Source organism: Isosphaeraceae bacterium EP7, from assembly GCA_038400315.1.
Lineage (GTDB): Bacteria > Planctomycetota > Planctomycetia > Isosphaerales > Isosphaeraceae > EP7.
Genome location: CP151667.1, coordinates 5,644,223 through 5,669,834, shown reverse-complemented (window position 1 = coordinate 5,669,834; position 25,612 = coordinate 5,644,223). Strand labels below are relative to the sequence as shown.

22 protein-coding genes are annotated in these 25,612 nt (G+C 66.7%); 15 read left to right on the top strand and 7 right to left on the bottom strand.

The features are described 5' to 3' along the window. Nucleotides 1-49 precede the first annotated feature (49 nt). On the bottom strand, nucleotides 50-1,360 hold the full coding sequence (locus EP7_RS22340; protein WP_463524352.1) for an outer membrane beta-barrel protein: 1,311 nt from the start codon (nucleotides 1,358-1,360) through the stop codon (nucleotides 50-52). Nucleotides 1,361-1,839: 479 nt separating this feature from the next. Between EP7_RS22340 and EP7_RS22335 the strand changes: the two genes are divergently transcribed. Beyond that, complete coding sequence (locus EP7_RS22335; RefSeq protein WP_463524351.1) at nucleotides 1,840-2,484, top strand: nitroreductase family protein; 645 nt, start codon at nucleotides 1,840-1,842, stop codon at nucleotides 2,482-2,484. Nucleotides 2,485-2,764: 280 nt separating this feature from the next. Next, complete coding sequence (locus EP7_RS22330) at nucleotides 2,765-3,820, top strand: alpha/beta hydrolase-fold protein (protein ID WP_463524350.1); 1,056 nt, start codon at nucleotides 2,765-2,767, stop codon at nucleotides 3,818-3,820. Nucleotides 3,821-3,897: 77 nt separating this feature from the next. Here the strand turns inward: EP7_RS22330 and EP7_RS22325 are convergent, their stop codons facing one another. The 5 genes from EP7_RS22325 to EP7_RS22305 all read right to left on the bottom strand — a co-directional run bounded on the left by EP7_RS22325 (nucleotide 3,898) and on the right by EP7_RS22305 (nucleotide 7,437). Then, nucleotides 3,898-4,668: a DnaJ-like cysteine-rich domain-containing protein gene (locus tag EP7_RS22325; protein ID WP_463524349.1), complete on the bottom strand. Its 771-nt coding sequence runs from the start codon at nucleotides 4,666-4,668 to the stop codon at nucleotides 3,898-3,900. Between the two features lie 77 nt (nucleotides 4,669-4,745). Continuing rightward, the gene (locus tag EP7_RS22320; protein WP_463524348.1) at nucleotides 4,746-5,621 is read right to left on the bottom strand and encodes an MBL fold metallo-hydrolase; all 876 of its coding nucleotides are present in this window, start codon (nucleotides 5,619-5,621) and stop codon (nucleotides 4,746-4,748) included. A 173-nt stretch (nucleotides 5,622-5,794) separates the two neighbouring features. Continuing rightward, complete coding sequence (locus EP7_RS22315; RefSeq protein ID WP_463524347.1) at nucleotides 5,795-6,328, bottom strand: hypothetical protein; 534 nt, start codon at nucleotides 6,326-6,328, stop codon at nucleotides 5,795-5,797. A gap of 94 nt (nucleotides 6,329-6,422) precedes the next feature. Further along, a complete protein-coding gene (locus EP7_RS22310) occupies nucleotides 6,423-7,076 on the bottom strand; it encodes a hypothetical protein (RefSeq protein ID WP_463524346.1) in 654 nt (217 codons plus the stop codon). A 28-nt stretch (nucleotides 7,077-7,104) separates the two neighbouring features. Further along, on the bottom strand, nucleotides 7,105-7,437 hold the full coding sequence (locus EP7_RS22305; RefSeq protein ID WP_463524345.1) for a hypothetical protein: 333 nt from the start codon (nucleotides 7,435-7,437) through the stop codon (nucleotides 7,105-7,107). A 319-nt stretch (nucleotides 7,438-7,756) separates the two neighbouring features. Here EP7_RS22305 and EP7_RS22300 point away from each other — a divergent pair, with 319 nt between their 5' ends. The 6 genes from EP7_RS22300 (at nucleotide 7,757) to EP7_RS22275 (ending at nucleotide 13,682) form a co-directional block, all read left to right on the top strand. Further along, nucleotides 7,757-9,025: a hypothetical protein gene (locus EP7_RS22300; RefSeq protein WP_463524344.1), complete on the top strand. Its 1,269-nt coding sequence runs from the start codon at nucleotides 7,757-7,759 to the stop codon at nucleotides 9,023-9,025. A gap of 452 nt (nucleotides 9,026-9,477) precedes the next feature. Next, entirely contained in the window at nucleotides 9,478-9,660 is a 183-nt protein-coding gene (locus EP7_RS22295; RefSeq protein ID WP_463524343.1) for a hypothetical protein, read from the top strand. A 51-nt stretch (nucleotides 9,661-9,711) separates the two neighbouring features. Then, nucleotides 9,712-9,933, top strand: coding sequence for a hypothetical protein (locus EP7_RS22290; RefSeq protein WP_463524342.1), 222 nt, complete (start codon nucleotides 9,712-9,714; stop codon nucleotides 9,931-9,933). A 70-nt stretch (nucleotides 9,934-10,003) separates the two neighbouring features. Then, nucleotides 10,004-10,705, top strand: a complete 702-nt coding sequence (locus EP7_RS22285) for a response regulator (protein WP_463524341.1) — start codon at nucleotides 10,004-10,006, stop codon at nucleotides 10,703-10,705. 2 nt (nucleotides 10,706-10,707) lie between these two features. Continuing rightward, nucleotides 10,708-12,207, top strand: coding sequence for a sensor histidine kinase (locus EP7_RS22280; protein WP_463524340.1), 1,500 nt, complete (start codon nucleotides 10,708-10,710; stop codon nucleotides 12,205-12,207). A gap of 125 nt (nucleotides 12,208-12,332) precedes the next feature. Continuing rightward, nucleotides 12,333-13,682: an alkaline phosphatase family protein gene (locus tag EP7_RS22275; protein ID WP_463524339.1), complete on the top strand. Its 1,350-nt coding sequence runs from the start codon at nucleotides 12,333-12,335 to the stop codon at nucleotides 13,680-13,682. A gap of 29 nt (nucleotides 13,683-13,711) precedes the next feature. Here EP7_RS22275 and EP7_RS22270 read toward each other — a convergent pair whose 3' ends face one another. Beyond that, complete coding sequence (locus EP7_RS22270) at nucleotides 13,712-14,350, bottom strand: TetR/AcrR family transcriptional regulator (protein WP_463524338.1); 639 nt, start codon at nucleotides 14,348-14,350, stop codon at nucleotides 13,712-13,714. A gap of 161 nt (nucleotides 14,351-14,511) precedes the next feature. Here EP7_RS22270 and EP7_RS22265 point away from each other — a divergent pair, with 161 nt between their 5' ends. The 7 genes from EP7_RS22265 to EP7_RS22235 all read left to right on the top strand — a co-directional run bounded on the left by EP7_RS22265 (nucleotide 14,512) and on the right by EP7_RS22235 (nucleotide 25,597). Continuing rightward, complete coding sequence (locus EP7_RS22265; protein ID WP_463524337.1) at nucleotides 14,512-15,900, top strand: efflux RND transporter periplasmic adaptor subunit; 1,389 nt, start codon at nucleotides 14,512-14,514, stop codon at nucleotides 15,898-15,900. 31 nt (nucleotides 15,901-15,931) lie between these two features. Beyond that, nucleotides 15,932-19,114, top strand: coding sequence for an efflux RND transporter permease subunit (locus EP7_RS22260; protein WP_463524336.1), 3,183 nt, complete (start codon nucleotides 15,932-15,934; stop codon nucleotides 19,112-19,114). Nucleotides 19,115-19,221: 107 nt separating this feature from the next. Then, entirely contained in the window at nucleotides 19,222-20,937 is a 1,716-nt protein-coding gene (gene ggt / locus EP7_RS22255) for a gamma-glutamyltransferase (RefSeq protein WP_463524335.1), read from the top strand. 190 nt (nucleotides 20,938-21,127) lie between these two features. Beyond that, nucleotides 21,128-21,721 (top strand): FHA domain-containing protein, encoded by a 594-nt coding sequence (locus EP7_RS22250; RefSeq protein ID WP_463524334.1) that lies wholly within the window; start codon nucleotides 21,128-21,130, stop codon nucleotides 21,719-21,721. Nucleotides 21,722-21,975: 254 nt separating this feature from the next. Continuing rightward, on the top strand, nucleotides 21,976-23,127 hold the full coding sequence (locus EP7_RS22245) for a polyprenyl synthetase family protein (protein ID WP_463524333.1): 1,152 nt from the start codon (nucleotides 21,976-21,978) through the stop codon (nucleotides 23,125-23,127). Nucleotides 23,128-23,162: 35 nt separating this feature from the next. Further along, nucleotides 23,163-24,701: a phytoene desaturase gene (locus EP7_RS22240; protein WP_463524332.1), complete on the top strand. Its 1,539-nt coding sequence runs from the start codon at nucleotides 23,163-23,165 to the stop codon at nucleotides 24,699-24,701. After that, the gene (locus EP7_RS22235) at nucleotides 24,698-25,597 is read left to right on the top strand and encodes a phytoene/squalene synthase family protein (RefSeq protein WP_463524331.1); all 900 of its coding nucleotides are present in this window, start codon (nucleotides 24,698-24,700) and stop codon (nucleotides 25,595-25,597) included. Before EP7_RS22240 ends, EP7_RS22235 begins: the two co-directional genes overlap by 4 nt. The last annotated feature ends 15 nt before the right edge of the window (nucleotides 25,598-25,612 follow it).

Genomic DNA, 25,612 nt, shown 5'->3' with positions numbered 1-25,612 from the left:
GGGCCGAACGCCGCCTCGATGCCTCTCGCGTCGATCGATCGATCGGTCCTCAGAACTTGACGAGCGCGCTGATGCCGCCGGTCAACTGGCTGTAGTGGGTGTGTTCGCCGCCGACGCCGTAGGCGGGCGCGCCGGCGAAGTCGCCGCGGATCTCGGGACGAAGCTCGAAGAACTTGCTGGGGTGCCAGTTGAGGCCCAGGGTCACCTCGGAGTAATTGGTCCCGACCCCGGTCCGTGTCCCCTGGACGTCGTCGAACCATTCCGCACGGGCCTGGGTGCTGATCGTGTCGGTCAGGTTGTAGATCCCGATCGTGTACAGGCCGTACCACGAGCCGGTGCCGACCGGGGTGTTGGCATCCCAGCCCATGTTGGACTGGACCACCTGGAAGAGCCGTTCGGTCCAGTTGTGCTGGAGGCGTAGTTCCACGGTCGTGTTGAAGTCGCCGTTCATGCCGGGCGCGGCGAAAATGGCGTCGGGCCCGGTGTAGACCGAGGCCGTCAGCCGCGTCCTGTGCTCGTCCGTGAGCCAGTAATTCACCTGGCCGATGTAGCAGATCGAATTCGAGCTGCGCTTGGTGAAGAACGTGTTCGCCCCGAACGTCACGCCGTTCCAGATCTCAAGCCGGTCCGTGGCGTGCAGATTCGTCAGGACGCCCGTGAAGGCACCGTCCTGCGAGTAGAAGAACTGGTAGTCGCTGGAGTAGAACGGGCGATAGGGGGCCAGGAACCCGTTATACCCGATGATCGAGTTCATCCGGCCGGCCTTCACATCGACGCCCCCCTCGGTGAGGATGGGCAAGTGGGCGGAGATGTAAAGGTCGCGGAAGTCCTGCGCGAAGTGCTGGTTGCTGACCGGGTCGCCGATGCCCCCCTTGGGCTGTCCCAGGGCCGCATCCCCGCCCGCGAAGTAGCGGACGTTGAAGCCGATGTCGAACTGATCCTGCTTGAGCGGCTTCTGAATCACGAAGCCGATCTGGTTCACCAGGAATTCATTGCCGAAGCGGTTCTGCCGGGGTTGGACGGAGAGCATGCCGGTTCCGGACGACGCCCCCGTGTAACCCCCTTCGAACCAGCCGAAGGTACGGATCCGGCTCTCGCCGACCAAATTCTTGAATCCCAGATTATCCATCAAGAAACGGACGTCGGCGACCGGTGTCGGTCCCAACGGCGTCCCGGGCAGGGCCCCGTCGATGTCTTCCGAGAGCTCGCCCGGCAGCGATTCCGCCTGGAGGCCGGAGGCGTAATTCGCCGGGGGGGGGCCCGTTGCTTCGGCCGGATCGACCGGAATGTCCTGGGCCGCGACGACCGTCGACATGAGCAGGGCGGCCGGCACGCACGCCAAGCGGCAGATCCATCCCATCACTCAAATCTCCTAGGACTGGCAAGGCCGCTTCAGCCCGGACATCCTGCATAACGAGCAATATGAAATGCGGAACTCAACAGGCATGACACCTGAGATTCGTTATTTCGGTCGTGACGATTCTGAATCTTGACCGGGATCGATGAAATCTCGCGACTGGCATCCGCTCGTTCCTGGGCGGCAGAACCTCGTTCATCAACATCTCTTCGGAGGACCACGGAGCGGGGACCGGCCCTGTCCCCCGGCTTCGTTGACGACCTGGGCTGGCCGGCACCTTTCTCCACAACGCGCTAGCGGATCACATGGAAATTGAAATAATGGAACGTTAATCGTTGTGGATGGCGCGGATGGATTCAGAAGATCGCTCGACACCGACACCGACACCGACACCGACACCGACGGGCTTCGGCGCCGAACTCGGGTGCATCACGCGCCGAATCTCCTCTCCGACTCAACCGCCGAGGCGCATGGAGCGAGTGATGAACGCCCAGAAGCACGCGGCCCCCGACCATCTCATCCACGAGCTGCTCGCGCAGCGATGGAGCCCCTACGCCTTCGATGACCGCCCGGTCTCCGAGGACGATCTCCGCTCGTTGTTCGAGGCGGCACGCTGGGCGGCCTCCTCGTACAACGAGCAGCCCTGGAGCTACCTCGTGGCGACGAAGGAGGAGCCCGAAGCCTTCGGGCGGCTCCATTCCTGCCTGGTCGAGGGGAACCAGGCCTGGGCCGCGGCCGCGCCGGTGCTTGCGCTGGGCTGCACGAGGTTGAGTTTCACCCTGAATGGGAAGCCCAACGCCGCCGCGTTGCACGACCTCGGGCTGGCCAGCGCCGGCCTGACCCTGGAGGCGACGGCCCGCGGACTCTGCGTCCACCAGATGATTGGCATCCTGCCCGACAGGGCCAGGGAACTGTACAAGATCCCCGAGGGCGTGCAGCCCTTGACCGGCCTGGCGATCGGTTACGCCGCCGAGCCCGACACTCTGCCGGAGACGTATCGCCAGCGGGACCTAGCTCCCAGAACCCGGAAACCCTTGGCCGAATTCGTCTTCGGAGCCCCGTGGGGGATCCCCGCGAGCCTGGTCGGCCAGCCACACCTGACCCCGCCTCCGGCAAAGAAGTCCTGATTTGAGCGATCTCGACCGTCATCCGAACGGAGCGGTCGATTCAAGCTGCCATGAACCATGCACGATTTCCGGCATCGGTCGCGGACGTGCGGGCCTTGTTGCCGCCCGTCGCCGGCGTGAGCCCCGATCACCGAACGACGGTTTTGCCCCGCGCGAGCCTGGAATTCGCGGGGGACTCGGCGTCCCGGCCAAAATCGCTCGCGAGGTCGCCCCCTCACGTCCGATCTTGTCCGGGTTATCGGATGAATCTCACGCCTCGTCACGGTCGAAGGATCGATCAATGCGAAGACTCGTGGCGGCCCTCGCCCTCCTGGCCGCGACGGCGTCCCCGGCCCGTGCTCAACTGTTCGAACCGATCGGCCTGGATCATCTCAACGGCAAGCTCTGCGGCCGGGTGGTCGACTACACGTCCAATCACGGGGCCGACCGCAGGCTCGTCTCGAATGTGCTGGGCGGGCCCCGAGACCTCTACGTCTACCTTCCGCCCGGATACAACCCGGCCCTCTCCTACCCCCTGATCGTCTTGCTCCACAGCGCCGACGTCGACGAGCACGGCCTCCTCGATCCCGTCGTCCTCAAGCAGCTCGACCGGATGATGGACCGGGGCGAGCTCGGTCCCGCGATCATCGCCGCGCCCGACGGCACCTACGAGGGCAAGAATAGGCTCAACGCCACCCATTCGTTTTGGATCAACGGCCTGGGCGGCCGCTTCGAGGACCACCTCATCGACGAGGTCGTTCCCTTCCTCGTGCGAACCTACCCGATTCGCCCCGAGGCCCGCGCGCATGCCCTGCTCGGCATCTCCGCAGGCGGCTACGGCGCGATGGCCATCGCCCTGCGGCATCGCGACCTCTTCGGCGTCGTCGCCACCCTCGCCGGCCCGCTCAACATGCTCTATAACACCTGCGACGACCGCTACGGCGACGACTTCGACCCCGCCACCTTCCGCGAACGCAATCAGTACGACCCCGAGATGGTCATCGCCCGCTACTACCACGGTTTTCTCACCCGCAGGGTGAAGCGGTATGTGGGACCCGTCTACGGCTCAGGCCCCGACGTCCTGTCCAGGATCGCCCACGATAACCCCTACGACCTCATCAATCGGACCGACCTGCGTCCGGGTCAGCTCGAGATCTACGTCAATTTTCCGGGGCGGGACAACTACAACTTCGACGCCCAGGCCCGCTCGTTCGCCTGGCTGGCCGCGAGTCGGGGCATCGCCGTCGACCTCACCGAGAATCCCGAAGCCCATCACGACCTCAGGTACTTCCGGGCCGCCCAGATCCCCGCCTATCGCTGGCTCGGCACTCATCTCCTCCCGCCCGCCGCCCGTTGAGGCCCGCCCGTCGACGTCGGATCGCGGCGCCCGGCCAAGTGATGCGGGGCGGGGGGCTAGGCCGTCATCCTCCCGGCCTAGAGGCTCTTACGCTTCAAGGTGCCCAGGAAGGCGCCCCCCTTGTTCTCGCGGAATTCCACGCTGGATGCCCGGAACCCCAGGAACGGGGTCGGGTCCATCGCGTCGGCCTGGGCTTCGACCTCCTTCAAGAACTGGCCGTAGCCCTCGGGGGCCCGCTCCAGGCGGAGCTTGCGCACCGGGCATTTCATCTCGCGGCCGTCGTCCAGGGTCACGAAGACGTCCAGGTTATTGCTCCGAGCGGGTAGCGTCCCCCGGTCCTTCCCCAGCCTCGTCACCACGCCCGCGGAGTCCGGCTCGAACGCCTCGTAGACCTGGTTGCCCGCGTCGTCGCGCACCTTCTCCAGGTTCTTGACGATCGTCCCCTCCCCCTTGCAGGTCCGGCAGGGTTCGGTCCCCTTGCGTTTCCGGGGGTTGGCCAGCGTCCCCGTCCCCGCGCAAAGCTTGCAGGGTTCGGTGGAGCGGATCAGGGTCTCGTTCTTGTGGCCGCCGATCAGCGCGACTCGCTGGCCGACCTCGAACGAATCGGGCTCCAGGGGGGCCGACTTCAGGGCGTCGAGCAGCCAGGCCCGCGCCCGCCGCGCCTCGACCGCCGTCCAGGGCACGTCCACGATGCCGGTCGGCTTGGCCGTCGCCTCGGGCTCCTCGTCCTTGACGTAGGTCCCGGAGAAGGCCCGCAATGCCCGCCCCTCCGCGGCATCCCAGTAGACCTCGAACAGGTCGGAACCATGGCGGATCGAGCACCACTTCATGTGAACGGGTTCGGGCATGCGTCTCTCGGTGTCGTTGATGGAGGGGAAGATGAGGGACGCCCGCGTTGAGGGGATGCCGGCCCGGGCCGCGACGCCTACAGCCAGACTTTCAGTCGAGACTTGAGCTTCTCGGGCAGGCGCTTCTCGACGATGCGCTGGATCTGGTCGGGGTGCATCCGCGTGCTGTAGTGCGACGCGATGATCAGGTCGTTCTCGAACCGGTCGGCCCGCGCCAGGAAGTCGTCCAGGTGGGTGTGGCCGTACTTGTGGATCACCGACGCGCGCTCGTTGGGGGCGACGAAGGTCATCTCCATGATCAGGATCTCGGCCTTGTAGACCTCGGGGAAATGGTCCAGCCCGGCCGGCGCGGTGTCCCCCATGTACGCAAGCTTCGGGAACCGGACCTCGGAGGAGACCTCCAGGCCCGAGAGCCTGATGTCGCGGATCTCGGCCTCGGGCAGCCCCTGGTATTCGGCCTTCAGCTTGCGGCGGCGGTCCCAGACCAGGAAGCCCAGCGACGGGATCGTGTGCTTGGTGTCGAACGCCGTCACGACCAGCTCGCGCGACAGGTTCACCTCCTGCCCGTCGACCAGCCCGACCAGGTTCGCCGGCATCCGCCCCCGGTCCAGCCGCTGGAAGGCCCGCAGCAGGGCCTCGACCGGCTCGACCGCGTCGGCGGGCATGTAAATCGTCGGCGGGGCCATCTTCATCATCCGCCGCCGGGCCACGTAGACGGGCAGGGCGGCGACGTGGTCGAGGTGGGTGTGCGACAAAAACCAGGTCGGCGTGGTCATGAACGACCAGGGCTGCACCCCCAGGTCGAACCCCAGCTTCATCTCGGGGATGCGCCAGTAGGTCTGAACCGCGGCCCTGGAATACCCCTCGATGGTGAGCCCGCGATGCACCAGGCTCCGGATCGGAGCATTATCCACCGGGTAATCGAGCGACTCGATTTCCCCCTCGATCCCCATCTCCAAGCTCCACCCCTCTCACCGACCGACAACCGCGCGTACCGACCCACCGGCCAAACCGCCATCATACCGACCTCAACCCCGGGCGCACCACCGCATTCGATCGGGCCCTGGCCTGCCCGAAGTTTTCAGGGACTTTCGACGAATCGGCCGAACCTTTCCGGGGCACGGTGTCAGGGCGACGGTGCGGCGGTCGTTCTGGGAGCGGCCGAGGGATCTGGGGGATTCGGCGGGATGTCGCGAGTCAGCATGGTCTCGCCGGGCCACTGGAAATTCGGCCCCGGGTCGGGAGCTGGCGCCGACGTATCGATCGGCAGGGCCAGAAGTCGACGCACTTGTGGGGTATCAGGCCTGAGCCCGTACGCCTCCGCGGTCCGCTCCGGGACCGCCTCCCAGGGGTGCGACGCCGCGTGATCGAAGATTGCCGCGCGGTTGGCCTCGTTCGCCGTCCGCGAACAGAAGATCTCGAGATCGAGCCTCAGACGCTCGGCCTCCCCTGGCTTAAGGTTGGCCGCGGCGAGTTGTCGCATCACACGACGGGTCGCTTGATCGGATTTCTGAGCATTCGCCGCACACATTTCGGCGCACCAGCGGTAATAAGCCGAGAGCCGCCTGAGCCTGGAAAACTCCATCGGGCCGCCGACAATAACAGCGAACGCCAGCACGGCGAGCATCAAGGTGCGGACACGGAATGCAGGCAATCGCATCGGCAAACTCCCGAGATGTGAACCCCAGGCTAACTTACTTGGGCCCCTCACACCATAATCCGCATGCTGTTCCTCTCGACACGACTTCGCCCGATCAGATCGATTCAACGAGATCTTTAAGGAACGCGATCCGTGCCCGGGCCCCCTTCGAAGGCTTGGTCGCCGGCAAACCCTCCCCGCCCTTGCCCTTGAGCGAGATCCCGTAATCGTCGGCGATCAGCGCAGCCACACCCCGCAAGAGCTGGCTATTCCGCGTGATCCCCGCGGCCTTGGCAGCCGTCCATGCGGCGGCCCACTGACGGGATGGGACCTTCAGCGCCAGGCGTCGATCCGCCTTCCCCCTCGCCAGGTCTGCCTTCGACCGGGCCTCGACCTGCCTGGCGACCTCCGGGTCCTTCGAAACCTGATTCAAATAATAACGCATCATGGCAGGCCGGAATTCTTTATGCGTGCCGCCGACCGATGCCGTGACAAGCTCGAGGGCTTCCTCCAGTGACCTGGGGACGCGGGCCTCGATGTTCTCCTGGGTGTGGGCGGCGGCTGCGCGATGTTCGTTGATCTTCGGGGTCGACTGGTACGGGATGCCGACCACATTGTCGCACCTCTCGCAGATGCCGAGCAGGACGTCGGGGACAATCGCGTCGGTCCCGGCCGGCGTGAAGTCGACGTACTTCATGACCGTCCGGACCTTGCACCGACAGTGCTGGCAAATGCCCACCGATCGATCGCCCGGCTGAAACAACCTCATCGCCCTGCCTCCCGGGAGTTGACCGTCTTCAAGGATGCACGCTGATGAAGATCGCCAGGACCCCGTCGTCCTCGACGAGATATGACTTGATATACCAACGGACGCCATCATTCGGGACCTTGAAAATGTCGACGATCTGGTCTCGATCCATATGGTGCCGGCTCGTCGAGTGTTGGTCGCCTGTGCAACGGAGTAGCAACTCAACGACGAACTCCGGTGTGACCTCGCCGGTATAGAGGAGATTCTTGCTTCCCGCATCCCGCCGGTCTTCGAACTCGATGCGACGAGCCAGCAAGGCCTCGATCAGGGCCCGGCGAGTTTGCTTGAAGCCCATCGGCCGGCCCTGAGATCCTTTCGTCATGACAGAATAGGATTGTACGGCGGTGTATGTACAAAATCAAACTGGATTGGTTCGCGAATTCTGGGGGGAAAACAATGGCAAGCGAATGCGATCGATGGAGTGGTTCGCGGGGGTCATCCGGGCATCAGCAGGCAGGGACACTCCAGGGTGGGCGGCGAGGCCCGCAGCTCGAATAAAATGGAATTTTGCATTGACGGGAGTCCCGATTTCGGGATAGTCTCTCCTGGGGCCGTTCTTCGCGAAGTCACGCGGTCCGCCCCTCGCCGATGTCGGCGAATCCACCCCCTCGAACTCGCACCCAGGGAAGCGACGAAGCATCATGGGCAAGCTCGAAGTCAGCCAGCGGCGCATCGACGCCAACCGACGCAATGCTCAGCGCAGCACCGGGCCGAGGACCGCCGAGGGGAAGGAGAAATCACGCCGGAACAGCCTGATTCACGGGCTGGCGGGCAGTGGCGTGGTTGTTCCCGAATGCGAGGCGCAGGCCGCACAGGAGCGGGGCGAGCAGCTGGTCTCGTCGCTCAGGCCGATGAACGCGTTCGAGATGGGGCTGGTCGAGACGATCGCGATCGAGGGCGTGCGGATCGACCGGTGCCGGATCGAGGAGCGGCTGGTGCGGGATGTCCGGGCGAGACGCGCGGTTGCCTGCTGGGGCGACGAGCGCAAGGCCGAGGCGGCGAAGCTGGGGCGGACCCTGGCGGACCGGCCCGACGAGGTGGCGGCGCGGCTGGCGACGACCTCGGCCGGGTGCGACTGGCTGATTGCTCGCTGGCGGGCTCTTGGCAAAGGCCTCGACAAGAACGGGGGCTGGACCGCCGAGCAGAAGGGCCTGGCCCACGACCTGCTGGGCATCGCCGCCGAGCTGCGAGAGCTGGACAGCCCGCTCAATGCGGACGAGGGAGAAGAGACACTGTCCCACCTGCGTGAGCTGGTCGAGGGCGAGCTGGAAGGGCTTTACGACCGCAAAGAGGGGATGCTCGACGAGATCGATGAAGACTTGCGCGAGGCGACGTCGATGGGACTGATCGCCGTCGACGACCCGACGCTCGTCCTGCTCCGGCGCTACGAGACGGCCAGCTTCCGCCGCCAGCGGTGGGCCCTGGACATGCTGCAAAAGGGGCGCCAGCGACGCGAGACCGCGCCCCTGACCATGTCCGACGACTACCGCGAGCGGCCCCGCGACACCTCCTACGTCCGTCCGCCCGCCCGCGAATTCCCCGACACCGACCCGGCCCCCGACCACGAGCCCGTGCCCCCCGCATCCGGTCCCGATCGGGGGAACTCCTCGGAACAAAGCGGCCACTCCCAGCCGCCCGGTGACGTGGAACAGGCGGGAATCCAGCCACAATCCGCCCCGGTCCTCCGCACAGAACGAACCCATCAAGCTGTCCCGACCCGATTCGCCGAACGAAGCCACCTGTCGGGCCTGTTCCGCCGCCTGGCCCGCTCGCTCGTCGGCCTGAACGTGGCCGCTTTGACTGCGAAGCCGCTCGCCAGGCCCGCTCGGCGCCTATGCCGGCCGTCCGTTGCATCGAGGCTTCCTGCACGAGCGGGGATTCTCCGTCTCCTGGCCGCTCCTGCCGCCTGAATCCCGGTCCATTGCCCTTGAAATCGCCCCCATCTTTGACAATTCGGAGCGAACGAGGTGATTCCCCGCGCGGGCATCGCGCATACCAGGCCGGTCGATGGTTCCGCCCCGGGCTGTCTCCCATGGCCGTTGCGTCGCGGGCCGACGAACGCGATCGGGTTCGGTCCAAGGGTCTCTCAGCCGGAGCGCCGGAGGTTCCGGGGTCCGGCCGTCCCGTTTCCAGCCAGTCGGCCTGTCATGCGAAGGAATGGTCGACCAAAGCGGGGGCAACGACCGTATTTCGGGGGGAATTTCGTGGGCCTAAAGGTTATGAAATTAAGGTGTTAAGTCAAACTTAGCGAATCTTAATCCCTTGGTAACGGTGGGTTAAGCTTCGCCCGGTAGATTTCTTTCGTGGCCGGCGAGATGAGACGCCGCCTTGAGAGGAACGAACCCGAGCGGAGCAGAGTCCGATGAAATCCAACGCCTTTGAACTGCTGATCGTGCCCGCCTGCGAGGCCATGGTGACGGGGCTGGCCGGTGGTTATGTGATCAAGTCGATGGTCGATGCGTTCGACGCCTTCTGTGTCTTCGTCAGCCAGCCCTCGGAAGACCAGGCCGACCAAGATCCATTCCGGGAGGACCTGGAACATTGAGGCTCGCCCGCAGCCCATCGACCTTTCAAGGCCCATTCCGGAGGACATCCGATGTTCTTTCGCTTCGTCCAGATCACCGACCGCGACATGCAGCCCCCGATGACCGCCGATGGCCCGTCCGACGTCGTCGCCTCGCCCCCGGCCGTCGAGTCCTGGAGCGACCTGGGCCGGATGGGCCTGGCCGGTTGCGAGCCCGCCGAGGATGAGGCCGAGCTGAGGCGGCTGGGCCTGCTTGCGGGTCGGGACGGCGACGAGGCTCCCCGCTGGATGTGATTGCGGCCTTTTCCGGGTAAAATGCGTGGGGTGGACGGCCTTGTGGGTTAAGGCCGAAGGGGGGCCGAAAATGGGGATCCGCATCCTGCTGGTCGAGGACGATGAGCTGATCGCGTCATCCCTGGTGCGGGGGCTGCGTGAAGAGGGCTTCGTCGTCGAGCACGCCGCCGACGGCGACGCGGCCTGGGCGGCCCTGGCGGGCGGGGGCTGGGACCTCGTCGTGCTGGACTGGTGGCTGCCGGGGCAGGACGGCCTGACGGTCCTGAAGCGGTTCCGCCAGCGCGACCGCGAGACGCCCGTCCTGTTCCTCACCGCGCGGGATGCCGTCTCCGACCGGGTCCGGGGGCTCGATGGCGGGGCGGACGACTATCTGAGCAAGCCCTTCGCCTTCGAGGAGCTGCTGGCACGCTGCCGCGCGCTGATGCGTCGGAGCGAGGGTCGATCGGGCACTACGCTCGACTTCTCGGACATCAGCCTCGACCTGGCCAGCCAGCGCGTCCTTCGTGCGGGCCGCGCGGTCGACCTGACCGCCAAGGAGTACGCCCTGCTGGTCTTCCTGATGCGAAATTCGGGCCAGGTGCTCTCCAGGACGAGGATTTATGAGCATGTCTGGGACGAGCGTCACGACGGGATCTCCAACAGCCTTGAGGTCCACGTCTTCGAGCTGCGGCGGAAGCTCGAGGCGCACGGCCCTCGGCTGATCCACACCCTGAGGGGCCGGGGCTACGTGCTGGGCGAGGGGCCCGCCGCGGCGGCGAAGGAGACGTCATGAACATGAGCCTGACCACTCGGCTGTCGGTCTTCTTCCTCGCGGCCCTGGCGGCGGTGCTCATCGGCTTCTCGGGCGCCATCTACTCCCTGGGGGCGTCATACCTGACCCGCCAGCTCGACGACCGGCTGGAGCAGGCGCTCGACACCCTGGAGGCGGCGGTGGACGTCGAGACCGAGGGCCTGGAGTGGGAGCCCGAGGACCGGCGGCTCTTGCTGGGCCTGGAGCCCGACGTCGAGGACGTGCGCTGGGCGATCCAGCTTGCGAACGGGCGGATCCTCGACCAATCGGTGAACTCGTTCAAAAGCAGCTTCGCCCCGCCCGATCCGAACTCGTCGGTGCTGCCGCCCCGGGAGGGGGACGCGACGGTGGTCGGCACCTTGCCGGGCTGGAGGCTGGCCCGCCGCCACCTGCGGCTTCCCGAGCTGCTGAAGCTGGGCCGCGGGCATCAGGACGACGACCAGGATGACCCCGTCTTCTCGACCATGATCCTCACCGTCGGCCTCTCGCCGGCGCCCGCCGAGGCCAGCCTGCGGAACCTGGCGATGGCGGTGATTTGCGTGTCGACAGCCCTCTGGCTGGCCTGCGCCGTCGCCGGCCGCCGCTTCATCCGAAGAGCGCTTGCACCGCTGACGAAGATGGCCGCCTCGGCGCGGAGCATGGAGCTTGCCGACGCCTCGCACCACCTGCCCACCCCCGGCACGGGCGACGAGCTGGAAGACCTGGGCCGCGCCTTCAACGGCCTGCTGGACCGGGTCCATGAATCGTTCGACCGACAGGGGCGATTCACCGGCGACGCCTCTCACCAGCTACGGACCCCGATTGCCGGCCTGCTCAGCCTGATCGAGGTGGTCCGTCGCCGCCCGAGGCCGGCCGACGAGTACGAGCAGACCCTCGACCAGGTCCACCGAGAGGCCAGCCGGCTGCGGCAGATCGTCGAGTCGCTCCTCTTCCTGGCCCGCACCGAGGCGGAGGCCGTGCACCCCAACTCCGAGGTGATCGACCTGGCCACCTGGCTCCCCGAGCAGCTCCGCCGCTGGCACGACCACGACCGCGGCGACGACCTCCGCGTCGAGGTTTCCGACGCCCCGGCGAGGGTCAACGCCCACCCCCCTTTGTTCTCGCAGATGGTAGACAACCTTGTGGACAACGCCTTCAAATACAGCGAAACCGGGACGTCGGTCCGTGTCGCTTGCTGGCCCGAGGCCGATGCCACCATGCTGGTGGTGGAGGACCACGGCTGCGGGCTCTCGGCCGAGGAGGCTGAGGCGGTCTTCGACCCCTTCTATCGCTCGCCCAGGGCCCGGATGGTCGGCCGGCCCGGCGTCGGGCTGGGGCTGTCGGTGGTCAGGCGGATCGCCGCGGCCGGGGGCGGGACGGTCCGGGTCGAGAGTCGTCCCGACGCGGGCGCCCGCTTCATACTCCGCTTCCCCAAACCGGCCGACGTCCCGAGCCCACCGACCCGGCCGAAGCCCGTCTCGCAGGCCGCCTGGGCCGACGCATGAAGGTTCCCACCATCTTCACGGCCCCGACATTCCATGCACCGAACGCTCGACACACGACCCGCTAAACTCGACCTTCGGAAGACCTCCCGCACCTGGCTCAGCCCCAATCGCATGGAGAACAGCCGATGCATCGACGCCTCGCCCTGGCCGCCCTCGCCCTGGCCCTCGTCATGCCGTCCACGGCACGGGCCGAAGACCGCCATGTCGTCGTGATCACCCTCGACGGCTTCCCGGCGACCTTGCTGGACGACCCCCACGTCTCGCTGCCCAACCTGCGCAAGCTGCGTGCCGAGGGGGCCTCATCCAGGCAAGGGATGCGGGTCGTCAACCCGTCGGTGACCTGGCCCAATCACACCTCACTGATGACCGGCGTCTACCCCGACCGCCACGGCGTCCTCTTCAACGGCGTGGCCACCCGCGGCGAGCCCGGCAGCCCGACCCTCGTCGACCCCGCGCGGAGCCAGCAAGACCTGGTCAAGATCCCGCTCCTCTTCGACGTCCTGAAGGACGCGGGCATGGATTCTGCCGCCCTGTTCTGGCCCTGCACCCGGGGCTCGAAGAGCATCGCCGACAACATGCCCGACGTCCCCAAGGACCTCGACTTCACCACCCCCAGGCTCAAGCAGGAGCTTGCCGACAAGGGTCTTCTGGTCAACTACGAGAAGGGGGGCGGGGTCGTCCGCGACGAGGTCTGGACCGAGGCCGCCTGCCAGATCCTCCGCGCCCGCAAGCCCAGGCTGCTGGCGCTGCACCTCTTGAACCTGGACGGCACCCACCACCGCCACGGGCCCGACTCCGCCCCGGGCTACACCGCCGCATCGCTGCTGGACCGCCTCGTCGGGCAGGTCGTCGGGGCCCTTGAGGAGGCCGGGATCCGCAAGCAGACGACCCTCTTCGTCCTCTCCGACCACGGCTTCATCGCCGTCACCAAGAACATCCGCCCCAACATCGCCCTGCGGGATGCCGGCCTGCTGGTCGCGGACGAGGCCAAGATCAAGTCGGCCAAGGCCCATGTCATTTCCGAGGGCGGGATCGGCATGGTCTACCTGACCGACCCCTCCACGGCGGCCCAGGATCGCGACGCCGTCACGTCCCTCTTCCGGGATGCCGAGGGGATCGCCGCGGTGCTCCAGCCCGCCGACTATCCCGAATATCACTTCCCCCAGCCTGCCGAGAACCGGTCGATGGCCGACCTCGTGCTGGTGGCCAAGGACGGCTACGGCTTCTCCGCCACGGCCAAGGGCGCCGGGCTCATCGAGGCCAATGCCACGCCCACCGGCTCCCACGGCTACGTCTCGACCGAGCCGAAGATGAACGCCCTGTTCCTGGTCAACGGCGCCGGGGTCAAGGCCGGGGCACTCGTCGACCGGGTGAACACCGTCGACATCGCCCCCACCGCCGCGCACCTGCTGGGCGTCTCGCTCGGACGCCCCGACGGCCGGGTCCTCTCCGAGCTGTTCGAGGCCGGGAATTGACCCTCTGGCGTCGCCCGGGGGCCAGCCGTTCAGGCCCCGGGCGTCGCCGGCGCGATCCCGCGCTCCAGGAGGAGGATCGCCTTACGCAGGAATGCCTCGTCGTCCGGTTCGTGGTCGAAAAGGACCCGATTCAGTGCCTTATTCTCGAACCAGTAGATCAGCAATCCTTCAAGCATCACGGCCAGCGAGGGGGCGTCGATGTCCGTCCTGACGAGGCCGAGCTCCTGCCCGCGTACGATCCTCCCGATCATCGCCAGCCGTATCCCCTCGCACCCCGAGACCAGGTCATGCTTCCCCTCCAGCCGCGCCCAGCCGATGATCCTCATCACCGATGCGTGCGCGCACAGGAACGCGAAGAGCCTGGTCAAGTCCTCGGCGACGCTGATCGGCAGGTCGGTGCGCGTCGCCTCGTCGCGGGTGCGTTCGACGAAGTCTTCCATGGAATGCCGCAAGACCGCCGCGTACAAGGCGTCCTTGCCGCCGAAGTGGTGCTGGATCAAGGGCTGCGAGACCCCCGAAGCCGCCGCCAGGTCGCGCATCGAGGTGCCGGCGAACCCTCGCTCGGCGAACAGCCGCTCGGCCGAGGCCAGCACGGCCGCCTTCGTCGCGGTTGCATTCCTGACCCGGACTTGCGACTCGCCGGCGGGAGGCCCCTCCCCATCAATCATGGATATCTCGCCTAAAAATTGCCTGAAAATGCGAACCTTCTCGCCTCGGCAGGATCTGGACGTCTGACCCTTCGCAGGCATCCCATCTTGACTCAGACGACCTTGGAATCTTACAGTTGATCGATCGAACAGTAAACAGCCGCCGGATTCGAAAGACTCACATGGGCCCAACGATGCTCGATCCCGACCTGACGACGGCCCGGCCGTACGGGCGTCCCCTGACGAAAGTCGCGGCGATGTTCGCCCCGATGCTCGCGGTCTCGCTGCTCGCGGCCGGCTGCGGCCAGGGGAATGTCTACCACGAGCCGCCGCCGCCCGAGGTGATCGTGGCCAAGCCGGTCCTGCGCGGGGTGACCAGCTACCTGGAATACACCGGCACCGCCCAGCCGACCTCGAAGGTCGAGTTGCGGGCGAGGGTGAAGGGGTTCCTCAAGGAACGCCTGTTCCAGGACGGGGCCGACGTCAAGGCGGGCGAGGTGCTGTTCGTCATCGACGAGGAGCCGTTCAAGGTCGGCCTGGAGCAGGCCAAGGCCAAGCTCGCCGAGGCCGAGGCGGGGTTGGCCAAGGCCGAGCGATCCAAGGGGCGTGAGATCGCCAAGGCGCAGCACGAGCTGGACAACTCGCAGCTCTCGCTCTCCAAGCTGGAGGAGGCACGCACCAGGGCCCTCGTCGCGCGCAACTCCGCCTCTCGCGAGGACCTCGACCGCGCCGAGGCCACCCGCAAGAAGAGCGAGGCCCAGATGGATGCCGACCTCGCCGCCATCGAGCAGTCGACCGCCGACTACGAGATCAACATCCTCTCGGCCAGGTCGAGCCTGGAAGGGGCCAGGGCGGCCGTTCGCAATGCGGAGCTCGACCTGAGCTACTGCCGGATCTCGTCGCCCATCGACGGCCGGATCAATAACCGAGACTTCGACGTGGGCAACTACGTCGGCGAGGGGACGGCCACGACCCTGGCCACGGTCGTCAAGATCGACCCGGTCTACGCCTACGTCAGCGTCAGCGAGGACGACATGCTCCGCGTCCAGGACATGATCCGCGCGGGCAAGCAGCGCGACTATCGCGAGGCGACCCTGACCATGGAGCTTGGCCTGGGCAATGAGGATGGCTATCCGCACAAAGGCAAGGTCGATTACATCGACCCCATGGTCGACACCGGCACCGGAACCAGGCGCACCCGAGGCCTCTTCACCAACACCGAGGGCATCATCACGCCGGGCCAGTTCGTCCGCGTCCGGATGCCGTTCGAGAGCCGCCAGAATGCCCTGATGGTGCCCGAGCGTGCCCTGGGTTCCGACCAGCAAGGGGCCTATCTCCTGGCCGTGGGCAAGGAAGACAAGGTCGAGAGGCGGCAGGTGAAGCTCGGGATCGAGGATGGCGGCCTCCGCGAGGTCACCGGCAAGATCGGCGCCGACGACCGGATCGTGGTCGACGGCCTGCTGCGAGCCAGGCCCGGCCTGAAGGTCAGCCCGAAGCTCGACCAGGAGGCCGCGGCCGCCGTGGCCAGGCACGAAGACGCGGGCGATGCGCCCGCTGCCCGTCCCAACTGAACACTCCAGAGGCCGACGGGCAGACCCCCACATGTTCTCGAAATTCTTCATCGAACGGCCGATCTTCGCCAACGTCATCGCCATCATGACGATGCTCGTGGGCGCGGTCATGATGTATAACCTGCCGATCGAGCAATACCCCTCGATCACGCCGCCGACGGTCATGGTCGTCGCCGCCTACCCTGGCGCCGACGCCCAGGTGCTCTCCGATACCGTGGCCTCTCCCATCGAGCAGGAGATCAACGGCGTCGAGGGCATGCTCTACATGAACTCGAGCTGCGCCTCCAACGGGGCGTACAGCCTGACGGTCACCTTCGAGGTCGGCACCGACCTGGACCGGGCCCAGGTCCTGGTGCAGAACCGGGTTGCCATCGCCCAGCCGAGGCTTCCGCAGGAAGTTCAGCGGCAGGGGGTCACGACCAAGAAGCAGTCGACCAGCATCATCATGGTCGTCGCCCTCACCTCGCCCGACCGACGGTACGACAGCCTCTTCCTCAGCAATTACGCCACGCTGTACGTCAAGGATGCGCTGAGCCGAATCACCGGGGTCGGCGACATCATGGTCTTCGGCGGCTCCAGCTATGGCATGCGTATCTGGCTCGACCCGGAGAAGCTCAAGGCCCGTAACCTCACCACCGAGGATGTTCTGGCGTCGATCTCCGAGCAGAACGTCCAGGTCGCCGCCGGCCAGGTTGGCCAGTCGCCAACGTCCGAGGGCCAGAACTTCCAGTTCACCGTGACCACCATGGGGCGGCTGAGCGAGCCGGAGCAGTTCGGCAACATCATCGTCAAGGCCGTCGAGGACCAGCCCTCCCGCATGCGGCTGACGCGCATCAAGGATATCGCACGCATCGAGCTGGGCGCCCAGTCGTACGACCAGTGGGTCGAGATCCGCGGCAAGCCGGCCGCCGGCATCGGCGTCTTCCAGCTCCCGGGAGCCAACGCCCTCGACGTGGCCAAGCGGATCGATGCGGCCATGCAGGTCATCAAGGCCAGGCTGCCCGAGGGGGTCGAGTACAGCACCCCGTTCAACCCGACCGCGTTCGTCGACGAGGCCATCCACGAGGTCTACAAGACCCTCTTCGAGGCCGGCATCCTGGTCCTCATCGTCATCATGGTCTTCCTGCAAGACTGGCGGGCGGTCCTGATCCCAGCGACCACCGTGCCGGTGACGATCATCGGCGCCTTCGCCGCGATGGCGGCGATGGGCTTCTCGATCAACATGCTCACCCTCTTCGGCCTGGTGCTGGCCATCGGCATCGTGGTCGACGACGCCATCGTCATCGTCGAGAACGCCGTCCATCACATCGACCGCGGCAAGCTGAGCCCCAAGGACGCGACGATCAAGGCGATGGGCGAGGTGATCGGGCCGGTCATCGGCATCACGCTCGTCCTGATGGCCGTGTTCCTCCCCGCCTCGTTCCTGGGCGGGATCACCGGGCAGCTCTACCGCCAGTTCTCGCTGACCATCGCCGCCACGGCCATCATCAGCGCCATCAACGCCGTGACGCTCAAGCCCGCGCAGTGCGCCGTCTACCTGCGGCCGACCGCGGAGAAGAAGAACTGGTTCTTCACCTGGTTCAACCGCATCTACGACCGATGCGAGGCCATCTACGCGTCGATCGTCACCCGCGCGGTGCGGCATACCCTGCCGATGATGACCCTGTTCCTCGCCCTGGTGGCCCTGACCGGCTGGTGGTTCACCAAGCTGCCGACCGGGTTCCTGCCGACCGAGGACCAGGGCTATGCGATCATGGGCATCCAGCTCCCCGACGCGGCCTCCGAGGAGCGCACCCGCGCCGTCATCGCCAAGGTCAACAAGATTCTCGAAGGGACCCCAGGGGTCCGCGGCTGGTTCATGAACGGCGGCAACTCGCTGCTCGACGGCGCCGCGCTGCCCAACGCGGCCACGTATTACCTCGACCTGGAGCCGTTCGAAGAGCGGACGCCGCACCCCGAGAAGAGCCTGCAGGGGATCCTCACCCACTTCATGACCGAGGCCCAGAAGATCCCCGAGGCGATGATCTTCGCCTTCCCGCCTCCGGCCATCATGGGCCTGGGGACGGCGGGCGGCTTCGAGCTGAAGCTGGAAGACAAGGGGGGCACCGGCCTGGCCGAGATGCAGCAGGTGGCCGAGGAGATGGTCCGAGACGGCAATTCCCAGACCGGCCTGACCGCCTTGCAGACCTCGTTCCGATCGGGCGTCCCGCAGATCTACGCCAACATCGACCGCGAGAAGGCCAAGAGCCTGGGCATCCCCCTGGCCCGACTCTACAACACCTTGCAGGCCTCGCTGGGGTCGGCCTATGTCAATGACTTCAACAAGTTCGGCCGCACCTGGCAGGTCCGGGTTCAGGCCGACCAGAAGTTCCGCCGTAATCCCGAGGACATTCGCCGGCTGGAGGTGCGCAACCTCAACGGCCAGATGATCCCGCTGAGCACGGTCGCCAACGTCGAGCGGTCCAACGGCCCGCAGATCATCCCCAGGTACAACCTCTACCCGGCCGCGACCGTGCAGGGGCAGGCCGCGCCGGGGTTCAGCTCGGGCCAGGCCATGTTGCTCATGGAGCAGATGGCCGAGCGCAAGCTCCCCGGCTCGATGGGCTACGAGTGGACCGGGATGTCGTACCAGGAGAAGCGCGTCGGCGGCCAGGCCATCTATGTCTTCGCCTTTGGCGTCCTGATGGTCTACCTGGTGCTCGCCGCCCAGTACGAGAGCTGGACGATGCCGGCCGCGGTGATCCTGGTCGTCCCTTTGGCCCTGCTGGGGACCGTGGCCGCGGTGTCGTATCGCGGGATGGATAATAATATCTATACGCAGATCGGTATCGTGCTCATCATCGCGCTGGCGAGCAAGAACGCGATCCTGATCGTCGAGTTCGCCCGCGAGCTGAGGGCCCAGGGCCTCTCGATCGTCGACGCGGCGATCAAGGCCTCCCGGATGCGGTTCAGGCCGATCCTGATGACCTCGTTCGCGTTCATCCTGGGGATCTACCCCCTGGTCAACGCCACCGGGGCCGGTGCCGCCAGCCGCCGCTCGCTGGGCACGGCCGTCTTCGGCGGGATGATCGCGGCGACCTTCCTGGCCGTCTTCTTCGTCCCCGTCTTCTACGTCGTGATGCAGCGCCTGGCCGAGTGGCGCCGGCCGGTCAGGGAGTCGGCGGAATCCGACGACGCCAACCTGGTCGAGACCGAGCTTGTCGTCTCCCACTGATCGGAGTAGCCGCGCCCCCCGACCGCTTGACTCGGGTCGGGGGGCGCGTTGTCATCGGCCGGCTTCGCACGCATGAACGCCCGTTGCGAACCGACCGAGGTGACCCGATGACCGCCCGACGACTCGGACCGATCGCCGCCCTGGCTGCCTACGTCCTGACCCCGATGATCATGCCAAATCAAAGCGCGGCGCAGGACAGGCCGAGCGGGCCGCTGCACAAGACACGGTCGGCGGTGATCGCCCGCGGGGGGATGGCCGCGACCAGCCAGCCCCTGGCGACCGCCGCGGCGATCCGGGTCTTGCAGCAGGGGGGCAATGCGGTCGACGCCGCCATCGCGGCGAACGCCGTGCTCGGCGTCGTCGAGCCGATGTCGTGCGGCATGGGCGGCGACCTCTTCGCCATCGTCTGGGACGCCAAGGGGAAGAAGCTCCACGGCCTGAATGGCAGCGGCCGTGCCCCGGCCGCCGCGAGCCTCGACTATTACAAGTCGAAGGGGATGGCCAGCATCCCCACGAGCGGCCCGCTGTCGTGGTCGGTGCCCGGCTGCGTCGACGCCTGGGAGATGCTCCGGTCCAGGTTCGGCACCAAGCCCCTGGCCGAACTGCTGGCCCCCGCCATCGAATACGCCGAGTTCGGGTTCCCCGTCAGCGAGATCATCGCCGCCGACTGGCAGGGCTCGACACGATCCCTCTCCAGGATCCCGACCTCCGCCGCAACCTATCTGCCCGGCAGCCAGCCGCCCAGGACGGGCGACGTCTTCAAGAACCCGGGGCTCACCCGCTCCCTGAAACTGGTCGCCGAGGGGGGCCGCGACGCCTTCTACAAGGGGCCGATCGCCGCGTCGATCGCCGATTATTCGAAGTCGGTTGACGGCTTGCTGGCCCTGGGCGATCTCCAAACCCACAAGGGGACCTGGGTCGAGCCCGTCTCGACGAACTATCGTGGTTATGACGTCTGGGAGCTGCCCCCCAACGGCCAGGGGATCGCGGCGCTCCAGATGCTGAACCTCCTGGAGCCCTACGACCTGAAGTCGATGGGGTCGAATTCCGCGGAGGCCCTGCACCTGCTGATCGAGGCCAAGAAGCTGGCCTACGAGGACCGGGCCAGGTATTACGCCGATCCCGAGTTCTCCAAGGTGCCAGTGGCCACACTCATTTCCAAGGAATATGCCAGGACCCGCGGGGAGCTGATCAAGCTGGATCGGGCCAATGACAAGCCCGAGCCGGGCGTGATCCTTGAGGCCGACACCATCTATATGACGGTGGTGGACAAGGACTTCAACGCGGTCAGCCTGATCCAAAGCAACTTCAGCGGCTTCGGCTCGCAGCACGTTCCGGGCTCGCTCGGCTTCGCGCTCCAGAACCGCGGATGTTCCTTCTCGCTCGACCCCGCCAGTACCAACCGCCTGGAGCCCGGCAAACGCCCGTTCCACACGATCATCCCCGCGTTCGTCACCAAAGACGGGCACCCCTGGATGACCTTCGGATTAATGGGTGGCGACATGCAGGCGCAGGGGCACGCCCAGGTGATCGTGAACATGGTCGACTTCGGCATGGACGTGCAGGAAGCGGGCGACTCCGCGCGGTTCCGCCACGCCGGGTCGAGCGACCCGACCGGCGCGAAGGCCGACGGCTCGGGGTCGGTTGCGCTGGAGTCGGGCATCGAGGACGAGGTCCGCCGCAAGCTGCAAGCCCTGGGGCATCGGCTCGTCGAGGGGAAGGGGGGCTTCGGCGGCTACCAGGCGATCCGGATGGACATCGACCGGGGCGTGCTGATGGGGGGCTCGGACCCGCGCAAGGACGGCATGGCGGCCGGCTACTAATCGACTCGGTGTGCCCAAGACGCAACCTCCGAGGCGGGCCGACGAGTTCGTCATCGCGAAGCGTGGCGCGGATGATTGCGACGGGCCGAATCCATGAGTTAAGCTAGGGGCAGAATGTCGTCTCGGCCCACGCGCGGGGGGCCCGGGGTTCACTGACCGATCGCGGTTCCCGAGCAGGATGATCTCGACTATGGATTATCAGCTATCCGTCCTGAAGGGACGGAGCGCTTCGAACGTGGTCAAACTAGCCGGGGGCGTGACCACGGTCGGGCGGCAGGAAGACTGCCAGCTCCGTATCAACTCTTCTCAGGTCAGCCGCAGGCACTGCGAGCTGTACGAGAGCAAGGGGAAGCTCATGGTCAAGGACCTGGGCAGCTCCAACGGCACGCTCGTCAACGGCCAGAAGGTGGAGAAGCCCGTCGCGCTGAAGAACGGCGACACCCTCACCGTCGGCCCGATCAAGTTCCGGATTGATCAGATCAGCGAGCTCGCCTCCAGGACTCCGGTGAAGGTCGCCTCGGTCAGGGCCGCCGCGCCGGGCGACACGGCGATCAGCGAGGCCCTCATCGACGACAGCATCGACGACGAGACCTTCGAGCTCGACTTCGGCGAGGAGCCGACCACCATCCCGGGAGTCGATCCACCCAAGACGGTCACGGGCTCGCCCCCGAAGAAGGCGCCCGAGACCGACGTCGACGTGATCCCGCTCCAGAAGGAAGCCGCGATCGGTGAGGACGCCGTCGCCGACTTCCTGCTCGACCTGAAGATCGACGAGGACGACTGAAACGCCGCCTTGCCCGCCCCCGTCGCGCACCTCTCTCGGGCGCGCGACGGGCCCCCGTCATCCTCCCTGCGGACGTCTCGACTCGCCCCCGTTCCTGAGTCGAGACCCTTCGTCATTGCCCCCTATCCGGGGGAGTACAATGCTCAGGGATTGAATCGAGCCCGACGAAATCCCGGGATGACGCCGGATCTCCGGCGTGTCGAGGGCTGGGCTGCGACCCCTGGTGGTCGTCTCGAGTCGCGGGGGTCGGATCCATGCCCGAGCTTGCAAGTTCCGCGACGTGCTCGGCATCGGCGGAAGTCTCGCCCGCCCGCGATCGCGAGCGGGTCGACCGTTATTTGACGGCGTTCCTCGCCCAGACCGGGCGGAAGTACGCCTCCAACCCCCACGTCCGGCCGCTGTACGAGGCGGCCTCGGAGTTCGTGGTGCGGGGGGGCAAGCGGCTCAGGCCCCGTCTCTGCCTGGCCAGCTACCGGATCTTGCAAGGCGGGAGCGAGCCTCCGCCCAGGCCGGTCTGGCTCTGCGCCGCGAGCCTGGAGATCCTCCACGCCTTCATGCTCGTGCACGATGACCTGATCGACGCCAGCCTGCTCAGGCGCGACCGGGCGACCCTGCACGAAGACCTTCGCCTCCGGTCGAGCACGCCCGAGTGCCCCACCACCCGGAAATCGGCCGCCGACCTGGCCCTGATCTCCGGCGACCTGCTCTGCTCGCTGGGCCTGCGGCTCATCGCCCGGTCGGGCCTCGACGACTCGCGGCTTGGCCGCGTCCATCGGCTGGTCGCCGACATGATGCTGGAGACGGGACTGGGCGAGGCGCTCGACGTCCTCTATGGCAATTGCCCACTCGACACGCTCGACGAGGAACATGTCGTCGAGGCCTACCTGCGTAAGACCGCCCGCTACAGCGTCTCGGGCCCCCTGGTCCTGGGGGCCGTCCTGGCCGGGGCGCCTTCCTCGGTCTGCCGGGCGCTCGACAAGTTCGGCGACCTGCTCGGCTTCGGCTACCAGGTGCGCAACGACCTGGAGGGGCTCGAGGCCGACGAGACGTCCGGCGATCACGCGGACCTCGACTCGGGCAAGCGAACGTACGTTCTGATGCGTGCCTATCGGGCCTCGACGGAGCGCGGTCGACGCGCCATCGAAGACGCACTGGAGGCACCCGCGGGAGTCCTGAGGCGGCATCGCCTGCTGGCCCTGATCCGCAACAGCGGGGCCATCGAGTCGAGCCGCGACACGCTCATGAATCTCCAGCGAGAAGCGGTCGAGGCGCTCCGGGCCTCGTCAATCGAGCCGGCCCAGCGGCGTTCCTTCGTCGCCCTGATGGACCTTTTCGGCTTCCCGACGCCGCCGCAGGCCACCCCTGCTTCGGTGATCGGCGAGCCTTGCCCGGTGACGGTCACCTGAATCAGAACCGGCCCCATGCCAGGAACGACGACCTGATGCCCCTCGATTTCGCCACCCAGGACGTCGCCCCGCGAAAACGCCTGGAGTCGAAGGCCCGGCAAACCGGCCAGGGCAAGACGGCGGTCGTCATCGGCAGTGGCTTCGGCGGCCTGGCCGCGGGCATCAGGCTGGCGGCCAAAGGGTACGGGACGACCATCCTGGAGATGAGAGACAAGCCGGGCGGCCGGGCCTACGTCTACGAGGACAACGGCTTCACCTACGACGCGGGCCCCACCATCGTGACCGTCCCGTTCGTCCTCGACGAGCTCGCGGCCCTGGCCGGCCGGACGATCGCCGATTACGCCACGATCGTCCCATGCGACCCGTTCTACCGGATCTTCTTCGATGATGGCCGGACCTTCGACTACAACGGAGACACGGAGCGACTCGAAGGCGAGATCGCCCGGTTCAACCCCGACGACGTGGCCGGCTATCGGGCGTTCCTCGACTACAGCCGTCGCATCTTCGACCGGGCCTTCACCGACCTGGCCGATCACTCGTTCCACTCGATCTGGGAGATGGCCAAGGTCGCGCCCGACCTCATCCGCCTCCGCGCCGATCGTTCGGTGTATGCCCAGGTGTCGAAGTTCATCAAGGACCCCGCGCTGCGGCAGGTCTTCAGCTTCGAGCCGCTGCTGATCGGCGGCAACCCGCTCCGCTCGTCGTCGATCTACTCGATGATCCACTTCCTCGAACGGACCTGGGGCGTCCACTTCGCCATGGGTGGGACCGGGGCGCTCGTCCGCGGCCTGGTCCGGCTGTTCGAAGACCTGGGCGGCACGATCGAGCTGAACCGTCGTGTCGAGGAGATCGAGATCGAGAACGGGCATGTTTCGGGCGTGCGAGTGCAGGGGGGCGAGCGGCTGACGGCCGATGTGGTCGTCTCCAACGGCGACGTGGCAAACACCTACCGCAAGCTGATCAAGCCCGAGCACCGGCGGAAGTGGACCGACCGGCGGATCGAGAAGATGAAGTATGCCATGTCGCTCTTCGTGCTCTACTTCGGCACGGATCGGACCTACGAGCACATGCCTCACCACTCGATTATCCTGGGGCCGAGGTACCAGGGGCTGCTCGGCGACATCTTCGACGCGAAGGTGGTGGCCGAGGACTTCTCGCTCTACCTGCATGCCCCGACCCGGACCGACCCGAGCCTGGCGCCACCGGGCTGCGAGTGCTTCTACGTCCTCAGCCCGGTGCCGCACCTGGGGGGCGGCCAGGATTGGGACGCCATCAAGGATGAATACGCCGATCGGATCCTGGCCTCGCTCGAACGCGAGCACCTGCTCCCGGACGTCCGCAAGCATGTCATCTCGAAGATCACCTTCACGCCCAAAGACTTCGAGACGCAGCTCGACGCCTACCAGGGTTCCGCATTCCAGTTCGAGCCGACGCTGACTCAATCCGCCTGGTTCCGGCCTCATAACCGGAGCGAGGATGTGAACGGGCTCTACTTCGTCGGCGCGGGGACGCACCCTGGCGCGGGCCTGCCCGGAGTCATCAGCAGCGCGAAGGTGCTGGAGCGGTTCCTTTGAGCGTCAAGACCTGCACCGACGAGGCCAACGAGCGCGGGACGCGCGTCTGCCGGCGGGTGACCCGGTCGTACGCCAAAACCTTCTACTTCGCCTCGACCTGCCTGCCTCGTAAGACCCGCGCCCATGCCTATGCCGTGTACGGTTTCTGCCGCTGGGCGGATAATGGGGTCGACGACGCCGCGAGCCCGGCCGAGGCCGTCGCGCGGCTGGACTTCGCTCGGGCCTCGCTCGACGATGCTTATGGACGAGGGCCGGTCGCGCCCGGATTGTCCGCGTTCCGCCGGACCGTCCGCGAGCGTTCGATTCCCCGGCCGCTGTTCGACGACCTGCTCGACGGCATGGAAATGGACCTGACCGTCCGCCAATACGAGGATTTCGCCGCGCTCGACCTCTACTGCTACCGAGTGGCCGGAGTCGTCGGCCTGATGATGACCCATCTCTTCGGCTATCGCGACGACCGCTGCTTCCCCCAGGCTCTGGCGCTCGGCACCGCGATGCAGCTCACCAATATCCTGCGTGACGTGGGCGAGGACTCGGCGATGGGCCGCGTCTATCTGCCGCAGGATGAGCTTCGTCGGTTTGGCGTGACCGAAGCTCAGATTGCACGAGGGGACGTCAACGACGGATTCCGCGACTTGATGACGTTCCAGATCGGGCGTGCCAGGCACTATTACGCCGAGGCCGAGGCGGGCGTGGCCTGGTTGGAAGGGGCGTCGAGTCGCTTGACGGTCCGGGTGATGGGGCGGCTCTACGGCGGGATCCTGGGGGCGATCGAGCGGCAAGGCCTGGATGTGTTCCGGTCGCGGGCCCGGGTGTCGGGGGCCCGAAAACTCGCCACGCTGGCCGCCTGCCAGGGCGAGGGGTGGGCTGATGCGGCTCGCCGGTTCTGGCTCTGAATCTCAACTCCCGCG

Bases quoted from the DNA above. Each gene is read 5' to 3' on its own strand.
- EP7_RS22340 (WP_463524352.1), bottom strand. From the start codon at position 1,360: ATGGGATGGATCTGCCGCTTGGCGTGCGTGCCGGCCGCCCTGCTCATG.
- EP7_RS22335 (WP_463524351.1), top strand. From the start codon at position 1,840: ATGAACGCCCAGAAGCACGCGGCCCCCGACCATCTCATCCACGAGCTG.
- EP7_RS22330 (WP_463524350.1), top strand. From the start codon at position 2,765: ATGCGAAGACTCGTGGCGGCCCTCGCCCTCCTGGCCGCGACGGCGTCC.
- EP7_RS22325 (WP_463524349.1), bottom strand. From the start codon at position 4,668: ATGCCCGAACCCGTTCACATGAAGTGGTGCTCGATCCGCCATGGTTCC.
- EP7_RS22320 (WP_463524348.1), bottom strand. From the start codon at position 5,621: ATGGGGATCGAGGGGGAAATCGAGTCGCTCGATTACCCGGTGGATAAT.
- EP7_RS22315 (WP_463524347.1), bottom strand. From the start codon at position 6,328: ATGCGATTGCCTGCATTCCGTGTCCGCACCTTGATGCTCGCCGTGCTG.
- EP7_RS22310 (WP_463524346.1), bottom strand. From the start codon at position 7,076: ATGAGGTTGTTTCAGCCGGGCGATCGATCGGTGGGCATTTGCCAGCAC.
- EP7_RS22305 (WP_463524345.1), bottom strand. From the start codon at position 7,437: ATGACGAAAGGATCTCAGGGCCGGCCGATGGGCTTCAAGCAAACTCGC.
- EP7_RS22300 (WP_463524344.1), top strand. From the start codon at position 7,757: ATGGGCAAGCTCGAAGTCAGCCAGCGGCGCATCGACGCCAACCGACGC.
- EP7_RS22295 (WP_463524343.1), top strand. From the start codon at position 9,478: ATGAAATCCAACGCCTTTGAACTGCTGATCGTGCCCGCCTGCGAGGCC.
- EP7_RS22290 (WP_463524342.1), top strand. From the start codon at position 9,712: ATGTTCTTTCGCTTCGTCCAGATCACCGACCGCGACATGCAGCCCCCG.
- EP7_RS22285 (WP_463524341.1), top strand. From the start codon at position 10,004: ATGGGGATCCGCATCCTGCTGGTCGAGGACGATGAGCTGATCGCGTCA.
- EP7_RS22280 (WP_463524340.1), top strand. From the start codon at position 10,708: ATGAGCCTGACCACTCGGCTGTCGGTCTTCTTCCTCGCGGCCCTGGCG.
- EP7_RS22275 (WP_463524339.1), top strand. From the start codon at position 12,333: ATGCATCGACGCCTCGCCCTGGCCGCCCTCGCCCTGGCCCTCGTCATG.
- EP7_RS22270 (WP_463524338.1), bottom strand. From the start codon at position 14,350: ATGATTGATGGGGAGGGGCCTCCCGCCGGCGAGTCGCAAGTCCGGGTC.
- EP7_RS22265 (WP_463524337.1), top strand. From the start codon at position 14,512: ATGGGCCCAACGATGCTCGATCCCGACCTGACGACGGCCCGGCCGTAC.
- EP7_RS22260 (WP_463524336.1), top strand. From the start codon at position 15,932: ATGTTCTCGAAATTCTTCATCGAACGGCCGATCTTCGCCAACGTCATC.
- ggt (WP_463524335.1), top strand. From the start codon at position 19,222: ATGACCGCCCGACGACTCGGACCGATCGCCGCCCTGGCTGCCTACGTC.
- EP7_RS22250 (WP_463524334.1), top strand. From the start codon at position 21,128: ATGGATTATCAGCTATCCGTCCTGAAGGGACGGAGCGCTTCGAACGTG.
- EP7_RS22245 (WP_463524333.1), top strand. From the start codon at position 21,976: ATGCCCGAGCTTGCAAGTTCCGCGACGTGCTCGGCATCGGCGGAAGTC.
- EP7_RS22240 (WP_463524332.1), top strand. From the start codon at position 23,163: ATGCCCCTCGATTTCGCCACCCAGGACGTCGCCCCGCGAAAACGCCTG.